Origin of the sequence: Bradyrhizobium sp. SZCCHNS3052 (genome assembly GCF_032484495.1) — a bacterium.
In the GTDB taxonomy this organism is placed as follows: domain Bacteria; phylum Pseudomonadota; class Alphaproteobacteria; order Rhizobiales; family Xanthobacteraceae; genus Bradyrhizobium.
The window spans coordinates 826,955-840,726 of sequence record NZ_JAUETB010000001.1 but is presented as its reverse complement, the minus strand read 5'-3'; the positions used below and the strand labels follow the sequence as shown (position 1 = coordinate 840,726).

The 13,772-nt window shown below is 66.4% G+C and carries 10 protein-coding genes and 1 pseudogene; 3 read left to right on the top strand and 8 right to left on the bottom strand.

The window, feature by feature from the left end:
* Nucleotides 1-2: 2 nt before the first annotated feature.
* The 6 genes and pseudogenes from QX073_RS03805 to QX073_RS03780 all read right to left on the bottom strand — a co-directional run bounded on the left by QX073_RS03805 (nucleotide 3) and on the right by QX073_RS03780 (nucleotide 7,394).
* Nucleotides 3-1,733 (bottom strand): AMP-binding protein, encoded by a 1,731-nt coding sequence (locus tag QX073_RS03805; protein ID WP_315714436.1) that lies wholly within the window; start codon nucleotides 1,731-1,733, stop codon nucleotides 3-5.
* Nucleotides 1,733-2,641 (bottom strand): annotated as a pseudogene (gene mmsB, locus QX073_RS03800) (3-hydroxyisobutyrate dehydrogenase); the annotation flags it as partial. The pseudogene mmsB and the gene QX073_RS03805, both read right to left, overlap by 1 nt.
* 10 nt (nucleotides 2,642-2,651) lie before the next feature.
* Nucleotides 2,652-3,728, bottom strand: a complete 1,077-nt coding sequence (locus QX073_RS03795; RefSeq protein ID WP_316225322.1) for an enoyl-CoA hydratase/isomerase family protein — start codon at nucleotides 3,726-3,728, stop codon at nucleotides 2,652-2,654.
* On the bottom strand, nucleotides 3,725-4,870 hold the full coding sequence (locus QX073_RS03790; RefSeq protein WP_316172005.1) for an acyl-CoA dehydrogenase family protein: 1,146 nt from the start codon (nucleotides 4,868-4,870) through the stop codon (nucleotides 3,725-3,727). The genes QX073_RS03795 and QX073_RS03790 overlap by 4 nt, the downstream gene beginning before the upstream one ends.
* Before the next feature lie 184 nt (nucleotides 4,871-5,054).
* Nucleotides 5,055-6,551 (bottom strand): CoA-acylating methylmalonate-semialdehyde dehydrogenase, encoded by a 1,497-nt coding sequence (locus QX073_RS03785; protein WP_316225321.1) that lies wholly within the window; start codon nucleotides 6,549-6,551, stop codon nucleotides 5,055-5,057.
* A gap of 186 nt (nucleotides 6,552-6,737) precedes the next feature.
* Nucleotides 6,738-7,394, bottom strand: a complete 657-nt coding sequence (locus QX073_RS03780; protein WP_316192704.1) for a TetR/AcrR family transcriptional regulator — start codon at nucleotides 7,392-7,394, stop codon at nucleotides 6,738-6,740.
* 154 nt (nucleotides 7,395-7,548) lie between these two features.
* Here QX073_RS03780 and QX073_RS03775 point away from each other — a divergent pair, with 154 nt between their 5' ends.
* From QX073_RS03775 to QX073_RS03765, 3 genes are all read left to right on the top strand, one after another.
* Nucleotides 7,549-8,319, top strand: a complete 771-nt coding sequence (locus QX073_RS03775; RefSeq protein WP_316225320.1) for an enoyl-CoA hydratase — start codon at nucleotides 7,549-7,551, stop codon at nucleotides 8,317-8,319.
* A 138-nt stretch (nucleotides 8,320-8,457) separates the two neighbouring features.
* Entirely contained in the window at nucleotides 8,458-9,645 is a 1,188-nt protein-coding gene (locus tag QX073_RS03770) for an acetyl-CoA C-acyltransferase (RefSeq protein ID WP_315714442.1), read from the top strand.
* Between the two features lie 86 nt (nucleotides 9,646-9,731).
* A complete protein-coding gene (locus tag QX073_RS03765) occupies nucleotides 9,732-11,015 on the top strand; it encodes an MFS transporter (RefSeq protein ID WP_316172009.1) in 1,284 nt (427 codons plus the stop codon).
* A gap of 2 nt (nucleotides 11,016-11,017) precedes the next feature.
* On the opposite strand, the gene QX073_RS03760 is transcribed toward QX073_RS03765, so the two are convergent.
* Complete coding sequence (locus QX073_RS03760; protein WP_316164611.1) at nucleotides 11,018-12,577, bottom strand: acyl-CoA carboxylase subunit beta; 1,560 nt, start codon at nucleotides 12,575-12,577, stop codon at nucleotides 11,018-11,020.
* Nucleotides 12,507-13,493 (bottom strand): IclR family transcriptional regulator, encoded by a 987-nt coding sequence (locus tag QX073_RS03755; protein WP_316164610.1) that lies wholly within the window; start codon nucleotides 13,491-13,493, stop codon nucleotides 12,507-12,509. Before QX073_RS03755 ends, QX073_RS03760 begins: the two co-directional genes overlap by 71 nt.
* Nucleotides 13,494-13,772: the final 279 nt, after the last annotated feature.

Genomic DNA, 13,772 nt, shown 5'->3' with positions numbered 1-13,772 from the left:
TCCTACACCTCGTGCCCGGATGGCCTCGTTTTCAACTCCGGGAAATCCTCTTCCTTGAATTCCGTGCCGCGCAGATGGTCCGTGCGGTTGTCCTCGTGCTCCAGCCTGCGCAGCTGCACCCGGCGGATTTTTCCGGAGATCGTCTTCGGCAGCTCGCTCACGAGCTCGAGCCGGCGGATGCGCTTGAATGGCGCCAGGCGCGCCTGCAGATGGGTGAAGATCGACAGCGCCGTGGCGCGCGAGCGCTCCGCGCCCGCCGTCAGCAACACATAGGCTTTCGGTATAGCAAGACGGATGGGATCCGGAGACGGCACAACGGCAGCCTCGGCGACGGCCTCATGCTCCAGCAGCACGCTTTCCAGCTCGAACGGCGAGATGCGGTAGTCGGACGATTTGAAAACGTCGTCGGAGCGGCCGACGAAGGTGAGATAGCCGTCATCGTCCTGGAACACGACGTCGCCGGTACGGTAGCGCATGCCATCGGCGCCGGACAGCTGACCGTCGTCGCCCTGATAGCCCTGCATCAGGCCGGCCGGACGCTCGCCGGTGAGCGCCAGCGTGATCTCGCCTTCGCCGGAGAGATTGCCGTCGATGTCGGCGACCTCGACGCGATAGCCCGGCAGCGGCCGCCCCATCGAGCCGATCTTCAGTTTCTGGCCCGGCGAGTTGCCAACGATCGCCGCGGTTTCGGTCTGGCCATAGCCGTCGCGAATCGTCAGCCCCCAGGCGGCACGCACCTGATCGATCACCTCCGGATTGAGCGGTTCGCCGGCGCCGCAGGCCTCGCGCAGCGAGACCTTGAAGTCGGCGAGATGCTCCTGGATGAACAGCCGCCACACCGTGGGTGGCGCGCACAGCGTCGTGACGCCGCAGCGCTTGATGATCGCGAGCAGCCCCTTGGCGTCGAAGCGCGGCTGATTGACCACGAATACCGTGGCGCCGGCATTCCAGGGCGAGAAGAAGCAGCTCCAGGCATGCTTGGCCCAGCCCGGCGAGGAGATGTTGAGGTGCACGTCGCCCGGCTGCAGGCCGAGCCAGTACATGGTCGAGAGATGGCCGACCGGATAACTGCGATGGCTGTGCCGCACCAGCTTCGGCTTGGCCGTGGTGCCCGAGGTGAAATAGAGCAGCATCGGATCATCCGGCTGCGTCGGCCCATCCGGCGTGAACGCCTCGGCTACGCCGGCCGCCTGCTCGAACGGCAGCCAGCCGGCAGGCGCCGCCGGCGCGCCGACGACGATGCGGACGAGATCATCGGCGCCCAGATCGGCGAACTTCGCAACCTGATCCTGCGCCGCGACCACGGCCTTGGCGCGGCCGCGCTCCAGACGATCGCGCAACTCGTCGGTGGTCAGCAGCGTCGTCGCGGGGATCACGACGACGCCGAGCTTCATCGCCGCCAACATCGTCTCCCACAGCGGCACGACGTTGCCGAGCAGCAGCAGCAGATGGTCGCCGCGCTTCAAGCCCTGCGCGCGCAGGAAATTCGCGACCTGGTTGGAGCGGCGCGACAACGCCGCAAACGACAGCTTGGTCTGGCGGTCCTGCGCGGCGTCGAAGATCCAAAGCGCGGTGCGGTCGCGGCTCTCCGGATCGGACGCGAGTTCGGCATCGAACCAGTCGAGCGCCCAGTTGAACGGGACGGCATCGGGCCAGCGGAAACCCTTCACGGCCGCATCGTAGTCGGTGCGATGCGCCAGCAGAAACGCGCGTGCGTCCTTGAATGTCGTCATCAGGTGGTCCCGGCGAGCTTGCGAACGTGCTGAATGATCCCGGAAAAATCGACGCCGCCATGGCCGGCGGCCTCGAACGCCTTGTAGATCTCCTGCGCGTGCTGGCCAAGCGGGGTCGCCGCGCCGGCGGCCTTGGCGGCGTCCTGCGACAGCGTGAGGTCCTTCAGCATCAGCGCGGTCGCAAAGCCGGGCTTGTAGTCGTTGTTGGCGGGCGAAGCCGGCACTGGGCCCGGCACCGGGCAATAGGATGTCAGCGACCAGCACTGCCCCGACGAGGTCGAGGCGACGTCGAACAGCGCCTGATGCGACAGGCCGAGCTTTTCACCCAGCGCAAACGCCTCGCTGACCGCGATCATCGAAATGCCGAGGATCATGTTGTTGCAAATCTTGGCCGCCTGCCCCGCGCCGGCGCCGCCGCAATGGACGATCTTCTTGCCCATCTTCTCAAGGATCGGCTTGGCCGCAGCGAACGCGCTCTCCTCGCCGCCGCACATGAAGGTAAGCGTTGCGGCCTTAGCACCGCCGGTGCCCCCGGACACCGGCGCGTCCACGGCGGCGATGCCGTGCCTTGTGGCCAGCGCATGCGCGGCGCGCGCGCTCTCGACGTCGATGGTCGAGGAATCGATGATCAGCGCGCCCTTGGACATCGCCGGCACGACCTCGTTCCAGACTGCCTGCACATGCTTGCCGGCCGGCAGCATGGTGACGACGGCATCGGCGCTTTTGGCCGCGGCGACGGCGCTGTCGGCGATTTCGGCGCCATCGGCCTTGGCCTGGGCGCGCGAGGTCTCGACCAGATCGAACGCGACCACCTTGTGGCCGGCCTTGACCAGGTTGGCGGCCATTGGTCCACCCATGTTGCCGAGGCCGATGAATGCGATCGTTGCCATGGTTCGTTCTCTCCCCTCGACCTGATTGTTATCTGCTCTGCGGAAAGGTCAGCTCGTCGGCGCCAATCTCGGCAAGATATGGCGCCAGCATGTCCGGTGTCACCTGATCGACATCAGGCGGCGACCATCTGGGATTGCGGTCCTTGTCGATGATCGCCGCACGCACGCCCTCGCGGAAATCGTCGCTGCGGAACACTTCGAGCGCCGCACGATACTCGCGCACCAGGCATTCCTCCAGGGACGCCGCACCGCGTGCCAGTCGCAGCAGCTCGAGCGTCACGACCATGCCGCGCGGCGACTTCTCCTGCAGCGTCTTCAGCGTCGCCAACGCGAGCTCCGAGCCGTCCGCTTTCAAGGCGGCAAAGATGTCGTGCATGCTGTCATGGGCGAACCAGGCGTCGATCTTGGCCTGCTGCGCCGCCACCGGGCCGGACGTCTCCGACGTCGCGAAGCCTGCGATCAGCCGGTCGATCTCGATCGACAGCGTCCCCGGCCTGACTTTGGTCAGGACCTCGCGCAGCGCCGGCCATTTCTCGGTCGGCACCACGGCATCGGCAAAGCGCGCATGGATCGCATCGGGCCCGTTCATGGTCTGCCCCGTCAGGCCGAAATAGGCGCCGAGTTCGCCGGGCGCGCGCGACAAGAGCCAGGTGCCGCCGACGTCGGGAAAGAAGCCGAGACCGACTTCGGGCATTGCGAGCTTGGTCTTCTCGGTCACGATGCGGTGGCGGCCATGCGCCGACAGCCCGACGCCGCCGCCCATCACCAGCCCGTCCATATAGGCGACATAGGGTTTTGGAAACGCCGCGATGCGCGCGTTCATGATGTATTCCTGGCGCCAGAACACCTTGCCGAGATCGCCATTCGTCTTCGAGCTCTCATAGAGCCCGCGGATATCGCCGCCTGCACAAAGTCCACGCTCGCCCGCGCCTTCGAGCACGACAATTGCGACGGCCGGATCGCCCTCGAACCGATCCAGCGCGGCGTCGATGCCCATCGACATCTCCAGCGTCATCGCGTTGATCGCCTTCGGCCGGTTCAGCCGGATAATGCCGGCCGAGCCTTCGCGGCGGACGATCAGGTCGCCTTCGATAGCCTCGCTCATCGCGCCGCCTCGATCAGCTTGCGCGACACGATCAGGCGCATGATCTCGTTGGTGCCTTCGAGGATCTGGTGCACGCGCAGGTCACGCACGATCTTCTCGATGCCGTATTCGCTCAAATAGCCGTAGCCGCCATGCAGCTGCAGCGCCTGGTTGGCGACCTCGAAGCCGACATCGGTCCCGAAGCGCTTGGCCATAGCGCACAACATGGTCGCGTCAGCATCCTTGCGGTCGAGCGCAGCCGCCGCGCGCCAGACGAAGGTGCGCGCCGCCTCCAGCTCGATCGCCATGTCGGCGATGCGAAACTGCAGCGCCTGGAATTCGTCGAGCCGCTTGCCGAACGCCCTGCGCTCCTTCGTATAGGCCAGCGTCTTGTCGAGCGCCGCCTGCGCGCCGCCGAGCGAGCACGCGGCAATGTTGAGGCGGCCGCCGTCGAGCCCGGCCATGGCGATCTTGAAGCCGATGCCCTCCTCGCCGAGCCGGTTGGCCACCGGAACGCGCGCATTCTCGAAGATCACCGCGCGGGTCGGCTGCGCGTTCCAGCCCATCTTGCGCTCATTGGCGCCGAACGACACGCCGGGGGTATTGGCATCGATCACCAGGGTCGAGATGCCGCCGGGACCGTCGGCTCCCGTGCGAACCATCGCAACGAGGATATCCGTGGCGCCCGCGCCGGAGATGAACTGCTTCTGGCCGTTGAGCACGTAGTCGTCGCCCTCGCGCGCCGCGCGCGTGCGCAGCGCCGCCGCATCGGAGCCCGCGCCCGGCTCGGTGAGGCAATAGCTCGCGATCAGGTCCATGGCGCAGAGCTTCGGCAGGTAAGCCTGGCGTTGGGCCTCGGTACCGAAGGTGTCGATCATCCACGAGGCCATGTTGTGGATCGAGATGAAGGCCGACACCGTGGGGCAGCCCGTCGCCAGCGCCTCGAAGATCAGCGCCGCATCGAGCCGGCTGAGACCCGAGCCGCCGACATCGTCGCGGATGTAGATGCCGCCCATGCCGAGGCTTGCGGCCTCTCGCATCACATCGACGGGAAAATGCTTCTCCTCGTCCCAGCGCAGCGCATGCGGCGCGATCTTCTCCGCCGCGAAGGTGCGCGCCATGTCGCGCACCGCGATCTGATCCTCGTCGAGAGCGAACTGCATCCGTTCTCCGCGTTTCCTGGTCTTGTTTGTTGGCCGTGGCGCCTCTTCACACTCCGTCATTGCGAGCGAAGTGAAGCAATCCAGAGTCCTTCCGCGGAGGCAGCCTGGGTTGCTTCGCCGCTTCGCTCCTCGCGATGACGGAGTGGGAGCCCTAGCGGGCTCCCACTGTTGTCAGTTCATCTCATCACTTCATCAGCGGGATCGAGAATTCCGCGCCTTCCTTGACGCCGGACGGCCAGCGCGAGGTAACCGTCTTGGTCTTGGTGTAGAAGCGGATCGAATCCGGGCCGTGCTGGTTGAGATCGCCGAAGCCGGACTTCTTCCAGCCGCCGAAGGTGTAGTAGGCGATCGGCACCGGGATCGGCACGTTGATGCCGACCATGCCGACATTGACCTTGGCCGCGAAGTCGCGCGCGGCGTCGCCGTCGCGGGTGAAGATCGCGACACCGTTGCCGTAATCATGCTCCGACGGCAGCGCCAGCGCCTCAGCATAGTCCTTGGCACGAACGACCGACAGCACCGGCCCGAAGATCTCCTCCTTGTAGATCCGCATGTCCTTGGTGACGTTGTCGAACAGACAGCCTCCCATGTAGAAGCCGTTCTCGTAGCCCTGCATCTTGAAGCCGCGGCCGTCGACGGCGAGCGTCGCCCCCTCCTTGATGCCGATGTCGACGTAGTTCTTCACGCGCTCGACCGCCTCGCGGGTGACCAGCGGGCCGAAATCGGCCGATGGGTCGACTGACGTGCCGATCTTGAGGCTTTCCACGCGCGGGATCAGCTTCTCCATCAGCCGGTCGGCCGTGGTCTTGCCGACGGGCACCGCAACCGACACCGCCATGCAGCGCTCGCCGGCCGAGCCGTAGCCGGCGCCGATCAGCGCATCGACGGCCTGGTCGAGATCGGCGTCGGGCATCACGATGGCGTGGTTCTTGGCGCCGCCGAAACACTGGCAGCGCTTGCCGTGGGCGGCGGCGCGCTCATAAATGTACTGCGCGATCGGCGACGAGCCGACGAAGCCGATCGCCATGATGTCCGGATCCTCGAGGATGGCGTCGACCGCCTCCTTGTCGCCGTTGACGACGTTGAGGATGCCCGGCGGCAGACCGGCCTCGATCATCAGCTCGGCGAGCTTCATCGGCACGCCCGGATCGCGCTCCGACGGCTTCAGGATGAAGGCATTGCCGCAGGCGATGGCGGGAGCGAACTTCCACATCGGAATCATCGCCGGGAAATTGAACGGCGTGATGCCGGCAACGACACCGAGCGGCTGGCGCATCGAATAGATGTCGATGCCCGGACCGGCACCTTCGGTGTACTCGCCCTTCATCAAATGCGGAATGCCGCAGGCGAACTCAACCACCTCGAGGCCGCGCTGGATGTCGCCCTTGGCATCTGGAACGGTCTTGCCGTGCTCGCGGGCCAGCAGCTCGGCGAGCTGGTCGTAATCGCGCTGCGCGAGCTCCAGAAACTTCATCATGACGCGCGCGCGGCGCTGCGGATTGGTGGCGGCCCAGGCCGGCTGCGCCGCCTTGGCGTTCTCGACCGCGGCCCGGAGCTCGGCGCGGGACGCCAGCGCGACCTTGGCCTGAACGTCGCCGGTCATGGGCTCGAAGACATCGGCCGTCCGTCCAGACGTGCCCTTGACCTCTTTGCCGCCAATAAAATGACCGATCGAACGCATGGGGTATCCTCCGCAGGGGTAAGCAGTGCCGAATTGGCCGGCATCTTGCAGTCTTTGCGGCGTTTGGGAAGGGTCTAAGCGCTGATCGGCGCTGCGAAAATGCCGCCCCTTCGCTCGGTCGGCACGATCACTGCAGACCCCGCGGCGTGCAGCGTGCCGCGTCCCGCATCCGAGCCGCGCGACGGATCAGCGCTTCGCGGCTACCGCCTTCTTCACGGGCCTTTTTGCGGGTGCCCGCACAGGTGCCCTGCCCGCCGGCCCACCTCCGCTGGCGACGGCCAGCGCCACCTCGCGCCCGGAGTTCAGGATATCGTCTGACAATTCGCCGCTGCCCATGAGTCGCGCCATCACGAGCGTCCCCGCCAGAGTCGCGAGCATCGCCGAAGCCCGCTTTCGCGCAGTCTTGGCCGGTACGTCGACGATGTACTCGGCGAACAGGTCGATCAACTCTTCCAGCTTCGCAGCAAAGGCTTTGCGGGTCTTGGCGCTCTCGCGGGCGATTTCCGCTCCGAGCGCAGGAACCGCGCAGCCGTGACCGACATCGTCGCGATGGCCGGCGGACAGATAGCCGTCGACGATGGCCGAGAGCCGCTTCTGCGGCGGCAACTGGTCCAGCAGCTTGCGCCAATGCTCCATCGAACGATCGATCGCATAACCGAACGCCTCCACGACCAACGCCTCGCGCGAATCGAAATGCGCGTAGAAGCCGCCGTGAGTCAGTCCGGCCTCCTTCATCAGGTCTGCAACCCCGACACCATGAGCGCCACGCTCGCGCAGCCGCACCGATGCCTTGCGCACGATCCGCGCGTGGGTTTCCGCCTTGTGTTCCGGAGAGTAACGCATTGCCGTCCCATTGAATGTCTGCGGTCATACTATAACAGCTCTGCGTCCTGCTCGCTGCAGCTATTTGATGAATTCGAGTTGATCTAAATCAACTTCGCTGGCCTGATTTATTCCCGGCACACCCCTGTTGCCCAGGAACCCGACGAGGACGACCATGGACATGCTCAATTCCCACTGCGGCGTGAGTCGTGACGGCCAAGGCGTCGTTCGGCTGACGATCTGCAATGCAGGCGCGCTCAACATTCTCGGTTCGGCAGCGATTCTCGACGTGGAAGCCGGGCTGCGATCGCTCGCCTCCGACGCCGCCATTCGCGTTCTCGTTTTGGCCGGCGAAAGCGGGAAGAGCATGATCGGCGGCGCCGACATCAAGGAGATGGCAACGCTGGACCAGGCTTCAGCGGAAACCTTCATCTCGCGACTTGCCGGGCTCTGCGAAGCGGTGCGACATTTTCCTGCCCCCGTGATTGCGCGGATGCCGGGGTGGTGTCTGGGTGGCGGATTGGAGGTCGCAGCGGCCTGCGATATCCGTGTCGCGGGACACGACGCCAAGTTCGGCATGCCCGAGGTGCGTGTCGGCATTCCCTCGGCCATTCATGCCGCGCTGCTGCCACGTCTCATCGGCTGGGGCCGCACGCGCTGGCTGCTGATGACCGCCGAGACGATCGACGCGCCGACCGCTCTCGCCTGGGGCCTCGTCGATGCCGTCGCCGCCGAGGGAGAACTCGACATCGCGGTCGAGAAGGCCGTGGCATCCCTGCTCGCCTGCGGTCCCGAAGCGCTGCGGACGCAGAAGGCTCTGCTGCGGCAATGGGAGGAGCTGCCGCTGAAGGAGTCCATCGAGATATCGATCGGCGCCTTCGGACGGTCGTTCCTCACCGACGAGCCGAAACGGCTGATGCAACATTTCATCGACCGCAAGCGATAGCAAGTTTCTCCAAGTCTCGCCTCGCAGATCCCGGCAGCCTCGCGCCAGCTTCACGACGGTTCAGCAGGGACCGCCGGGGTTTCCTCTTGCGAGAGATTATTATATGATGATTATCATATTTCATCAGAAAGCCTTGTCATGGCCTCGTCCGATTCCGTCGTGATCCTGTCCGCCGCCCGCACGCCGTTGGGCCGTTTCATGGGCGAATTCTCGCCGCTGAGTGCGAACAAGCTCGGCGCGCACGTGATCGGATCCGCGCTCGAACGCGCCACCGTTTCGCCCGATGCGGTCCAGGAGGTGTTCATGGGCAACGTGCTGTCGGCCGGCCAGGGCCAGGCTCCGGCACGGCAGGCCGCGCGCGGTTCCGGCCTGCCCGACGCCACCGGCGCCACCACCATCAACAAGGTCTGCGGCTCCGGAATGAAGGCCGCGATGCTGGCGCACGACGTCATTCGGGCGGGCTCCGCCGAGATCGTCGTGTCGGGCGGCATGGAGAGCATGAGCAATGCGCCATATCTGCTGACCAAGGCGCGCGGCGGCTATCGTGCTGGCCACGATCGGATCCTCGATCACATGATGCTGGATGGCCTGGAGGACGCCTATGAGACCGGACGCTCGATGGGCGATTTCGGCGAGGCCACGGCCGAGGCCTATCAGTTCACCCGCGCCGACCAGGATGCCTACGCCATCGAGACGCTGACGCGTGCGCGCAAGGCGGTCGAAGGCGGGGCGTTCAAGGCCGAGATCGCCCCGATCACGATCGTCGAGAAATCCGGCCCGCGCCTGGTCGCCAACGACGAGCATCCGCTCAAGGTCGATCCGGTGAAGATCCCGGCGCTGAAGCCGGCGTTCCGCAAGGACGGCACGATCACGCCCGCAGCGTCCTCCGCGAACGCGGATGGTGCCGCGGCGCTCGTGCTCGCCGCGCGGTCGCGTGCCGATTGCGACGGGCTGCCTGTCATCGCGGAGATCAAGGGCCACGCCACCCACAGCCAGGAGCCGCAATGGTTCACGACGGCGCCGATTCCGGCGATCAGGAAACTGCTCGACAAGGTCGGCTGGCGCGTCGAGGATGTCGACCTGTTCGAGATCAACGAGGCCTTCGCCGTCGTTGCCATGGCCGCGCAGCGCGACCTTGGCATCCCGCGTGACCGGCTGAACGTCAACGGCGGCGCCTGTGCGCTCGGCCACCCGATCGGCGCCACCGGCGCGCGGCTGATCGTGACGCTGCTGCATGCGATGGACGCGCGCGGGCTGAAGCGCGGCGTGGCCGCACTGTGCATCGGCGGCGGCGAGGCGACTGCGATCGCCGTGGAGCGACCCTGATGTCCTGAAACGAGGGAACTTAGCCATTTATGTCATTTGGGCGCCCTGGCAGAATGGGCGCGCAACCCCATTGTACTGAGAGCCTCATGATCTCGAACCAACTTGCAGCGATCCTTGGACGGCGCAACATCCATTACGGCTGGGTGATGGTCGCCGTGACGTTCTTCACGGCCCTGGTGTCCGCCGGCACGGTGGGCGCACCCGGCGTGTTCATCGTGCCCCTCCAGCAGGAATTCGGCTGGAGCACCGCGGAGATCTCCTCGGCGCTCTCCATCCGCTTCGTGCTGTTCGGGCTGATGGCGCCGTTCGCCGCCGCCCTGCTCAACCGCTACGGCCTGCGCAACATCACGCTGCTGGCCCAGTTGATCGTGGTGTCGGCGCTGCTGGCGTCGCTCGCGATGACACAGGTGTGGCACCTCGTGCTGCTGTGGGGCGTCGTGATCGGCATCGGCACCGGCATGACCGCCTTGGTGCTGGGCGCGACCATCGCCACGCGCTGGTTCGTCGCGCGGCGCGGCCTCGTCGTCGGCATTCTCACGGCCAGCGTCGCCACCGGACAGCTGGTGTTCCTGCCGCTGCTCGCCAGCCTCACCGAGCGGCTCGGCTGGCGCGTCGCGCTCGGGCTGATCTGCATCATGCTCGGCGTTTCCGCCACGGCCGTGCTGCTGCTGATGCGCGATCGCCCGAGTGATCTCGGCCTCCGACCCTATGGCGACAACGGCACCGACCCGATCGCCGCCCCCTCGCCCGTCACCACGCCGATCCTCGCCGCCGCCCTCGGCACCCTCCGCGACGCCTCGCGGGCGCCGGTGTTCTGGATGCTGTTTGCGACGTTCTTCATTTGCGGCGCCTCGACCAACGGCCTTGTCCAGGTGCATCTCATCCCGATGTGCCTCGACTTCGGAATTCCTCAGGTGCAGGCGGCGAGCCTGCTCGCCGCGATGGGCATGTTCGATTTCGTCGGCACGATCGTCTCGGGCTGGCTGTCGGACCGGTACGACAATCGCTGGCTGCTGTTCTGGTACTACGGCCTGCGTGGTCTCTCGCTGCTGTTCCTTCCGTTCACCGACTTCTCGTTCTATGGCCTGTCGCTGTTCGCGATGTTCTATGGCCTCGACTGGATCGCCACCGTGCCGCCGACGGTGCGGCTGACGGCGCAGCGGTTTGGGCCCGAGCGGGCCAACCTGGTGTTTGGCTGGGTGTTCGCCGGACATCAGCTCGGCGCCGGCACCGCCGCGTTCGGCGCCGGCCTGTCGCGCACACTGCTCCAGAGCTACCTGCCGGCGTTCTTCACCGCCGGCGCGCTCTGCATCGTCGCGGCGCTTCTGGCGCTGGCGATCGCGCGGCAGGCGAAGCCCGCCGCGGCGTAAGCTCACGGCCGCGTCGTCATCGCCGTGGGCGGCCCGGGCGTGCGCAGCGGCTCGGCGAGGCGGGCGAACTCGCACAGCAGCGCGCGCGTCTTGCGGGGATCGATGACCTCCTCGACCCAGAACTTCTCGGCCGAGCGGAACGGCGAGCGCAGCTTGGTCAGCCGCTCCTCGATCTCCTTGAGCTTGGCCTTCGGATCCTGCGCGGCATCGATCTCGGCGCGATACGCCGCCTCGATGCCGCCCTCGAGCGGCAGCGAGCCCCAATGGGCCGACGGCCAGGCATAGCGGATGGAGAATCGATCGGCCGGCTGATGCACGACGCCAGCGACGCCGAAATTATTGCGCACGATCACCGTGCACCACGGCACCGTCGACTGGTTGACCGCCGCCATTGCGCGCACGCCGTGGCGGATGGTCGCGGCCTTCTCCGCCTCGAGGCCGACCATGAAGCCGGGACAGTCCATCAGGTAGACGATCGGCAGATGAAAGGTCTCGGCGAAGTCGACCCAGCGGATCACCTTCTGGCATGCATCCGCCGTCCACGAGCCACCGAAGTGATAGGGATCGCTCGCCAGCACCATCACTGCGCGGCCTTCGAGACGCGCGAGGCCGATGATGATCGGACGGCCATAGTTCTGCGCCACCTCGAAGAACGAGCCGTTGTCGACGACGGACTCGATGATCGGCCGCATCTTGTAGACGCGCCGGCGATCCCGCGGCACCGCGCTGATGAGCTGCTCGTCGACGCGCTGCGGATCGTCGGTGCAAGGCAAGGTCGGCGGCAGCTCGTAGACCGACGACGGCAGATAGGACAGGAAGCGCCGCGCGCAGGCGAACGCTTCCGCCTCGGTGTCGACCGCGTGGTCGACGCCGCCGGCCTTGGTCTGGATGTCGGCGCCGCCGAGCTCCATCTTGCCGAGGTCCTGGCCCAGCCGCTTCACGACCGGCGGCCCGGCGACGAACATCGCCGACTGCTTGGTCATCACCGAGTAGTGGCTCGCCGCGAGCCGCGCTGCGCCAAGCCCCGCGACCGAGCCGAGGCCGAGCGCGACCACCGGGACCAGCGACATGTTCTCGGTCGTGTAGCGGTACCAGCGATTGCCGCCGATGCCGCCGGGCAGATTGGCCGCGCCTTTGGTCTCGATCGTCTTGACCGAACCGCCGCCGCCGGAGCCCTCGATGATACGGATGATGGGCAGACGGAAGTCGTGCGCCATCTCCTCCGCCATCAACGGCTTGGCGGCGATTGAGGCATCGGCCGAGCCGCCACGCACGGTGAAATCGTCGCCGACCACGACCACGGTGCGGCCGTCGACGCGCGCGCGCCCGAACACGCAATTGGCGGGCGTGACGTGCTTGAGCTCGCCCTGCTCGTCATACTCGCCGAGGCCGGCGACCGCGCCGATCTCGTGAAAGCTGCCGGGATCGACGACGCCGTCGATGCGCTCGCGAACGGTGAGACGGCCCTGGTCGTGCTGACGCTTGACCTTGTCAGGCCCGCCCATCTCCCGCGCGAAGGCCTCGCGCCGGGCCAGTTCCTCGAGCTCCGGCTGCCAACTCATTCGTTCCCCCTGCCCCGGTGATGGTCTTGTTCTTGTGGTTAGTCTTCGCGTTCACCTGGAGCGGTTTTCTGTCCATCCGGTTGTTGAAGACGTCGGCTTCCGCGCCCTGCAGCAGCGCGGCGATGCTGCGGCCGAGCTCGCGCATCGGCTGGGCGACCTCGTCATGCAGCCGCTGCTCGTCGTACATCGCCGACAACAGCCCGATCGTGAGCACGACATAGGTCTGGTATTGCGGCGACCACAGCGGCAGCGCGACGCCATTGATGTGCGGACTCCACAGGCCGCAGGCCACGACGTAGCCATGCTCCTTGAGAAACTGTCTGTTGTGCTCGAGGCGTGGCCGCAGCAGCTTGGCCGCGTCAGGCATCTCGCGCTCCATCTCGGCCAGCAAGGCGTCGCCGACCTCCGGCTCGAGCGCGGCGACATAGGCATGACCGGCCGCGGTCGAGGCCATCGAGATGCGGCTGCCGGTGGTCTCATGCAGTCCGAGCGCATTCGCGGCGCGGCCGAACTCCAGATAGACGAGGTGGAAGCGATCGGGAATCACGAAGCCGACGGTGCCGGGCAACTGCTCCGCGACGTCCTGCAGCCGCTGCCGGATCAGATTGCGCAGCTGCAAGCCTCTGGTCATCGACGTGCTCATCGCCACGGCACTCGGGCCGATGCGGTATTTCTGATCGCGCGGCAGGTAGACCAGCTGGCCCATGCGCGTCAGCGTGTGCGTCAGCCGCGACACCGTCGACCGCGGCAGGCCGCAGCGGTTGGAGATTTCGAGATTGCCGAGCCGCGCCTCGTGCCCCTCGAAACAGCGAAGCACGTCGAACGCCCGCGACACCACCTGAATGACCTCGCCCTCGCCGGCGAGATCTCCGGGCAGCATGCTGCCCCTGCTCAATCGCTCAGACCGTCGTCCCATGCGTTTCCCACCAATTCCGTCATGCGGAATGATATTCCGCTTGTTGAACAAGCTAGCCCAGCCGTTTTGCCGTCACAACAGCAGACCGTCTCCAAAACCCGCCATTCTTCAGCGTGTTGGCACAAGACTCGGCATCCTCAGGCAATCGGCTGCAGGATGCGGGAGGGACGATCGTCGCCGGTTCCAACGCGCGGTACCGCAGCGGCGGCTTTCGATGGGCATCGCCTCTCGCGCATGGCAACACGGGACGGTCATCGCGCCCGCAAACCCGCTCAATCG

What these genes read in the sequence shown, in the direction of transcription:
- QX073_RS03805 (WP_315714436.1), bottom strand. Translation starts at nt 1,733, where the DNA reads ATGACGACATTCAAGGACGCACGCGCGTTTCTGCTGGCGCATCGCACC.
- QX073_RS03795 (WP_316225322.1), bottom strand. Translation starts at nt 3,728, where the DNA reads ATGAGCGAGGCTATCGAAGGCGACCTGATCGTCCGCCGCGAAGGCTCG.
- QX073_RS03790 (WP_316172005.1), bottom strand. Translation starts at nt 4,870, where the DNA reads ATGCAGTTCGCTCTCGACGAGGATCAGATCGCGGTGCGCGACATGGCG.
- QX073_RS03785 (WP_316225321.1), bottom strand. Translation starts at nt 6,551, where the DNA reads ATGCGTTCGATCGGTCATTTTATTGGCGGCAAAGAGGTCAAGGGCACG.
- QX073_RS03780 (WP_316192704.1), bottom strand. Translation starts at nt 7,394, where the DNA reads ATGCGTTACTCTCCGGAACACAAGGCGGAAACCCACGCGCGGATCGTG.
- QX073_RS03775 (WP_316225320.1), top strand. Translation starts at nt 7,549, where the DNA reads ATGGACATGCTCAATTCCCACTGCGGCGTGAGTCGTGACGGCCAAGGC.
- QX073_RS03770 (WP_315714442.1), top strand. Translation starts at nt 8,458, where the DNA reads ATGGCCTCGTCCGATTCCGTCGTGATCCTGTCCGCCGCCCGCACGCCG.
- QX073_RS03765 (WP_316172009.1), top strand. Translation starts at nt 9,732, where the DNA reads ATGATCTCGAACCAACTTGCAGCGATCCTTGGACGGCGCAACATCCAT.
- QX073_RS03760 (WP_316164611.1), bottom strand. Translation starts at nt 12,577, where the DNA reads ATGAGTTGGCAGCCGGAGCTCGAGGAACTGGCCCGGCGCGAGGCCTTC.
- QX073_RS03755 (WP_316164610.1), bottom strand. Translation starts at nt 13,493, where the DNA reads ATGGGACGACGGTCTGAGCGATTGAGCAGGGGCAGCATGCTGCCCGGA.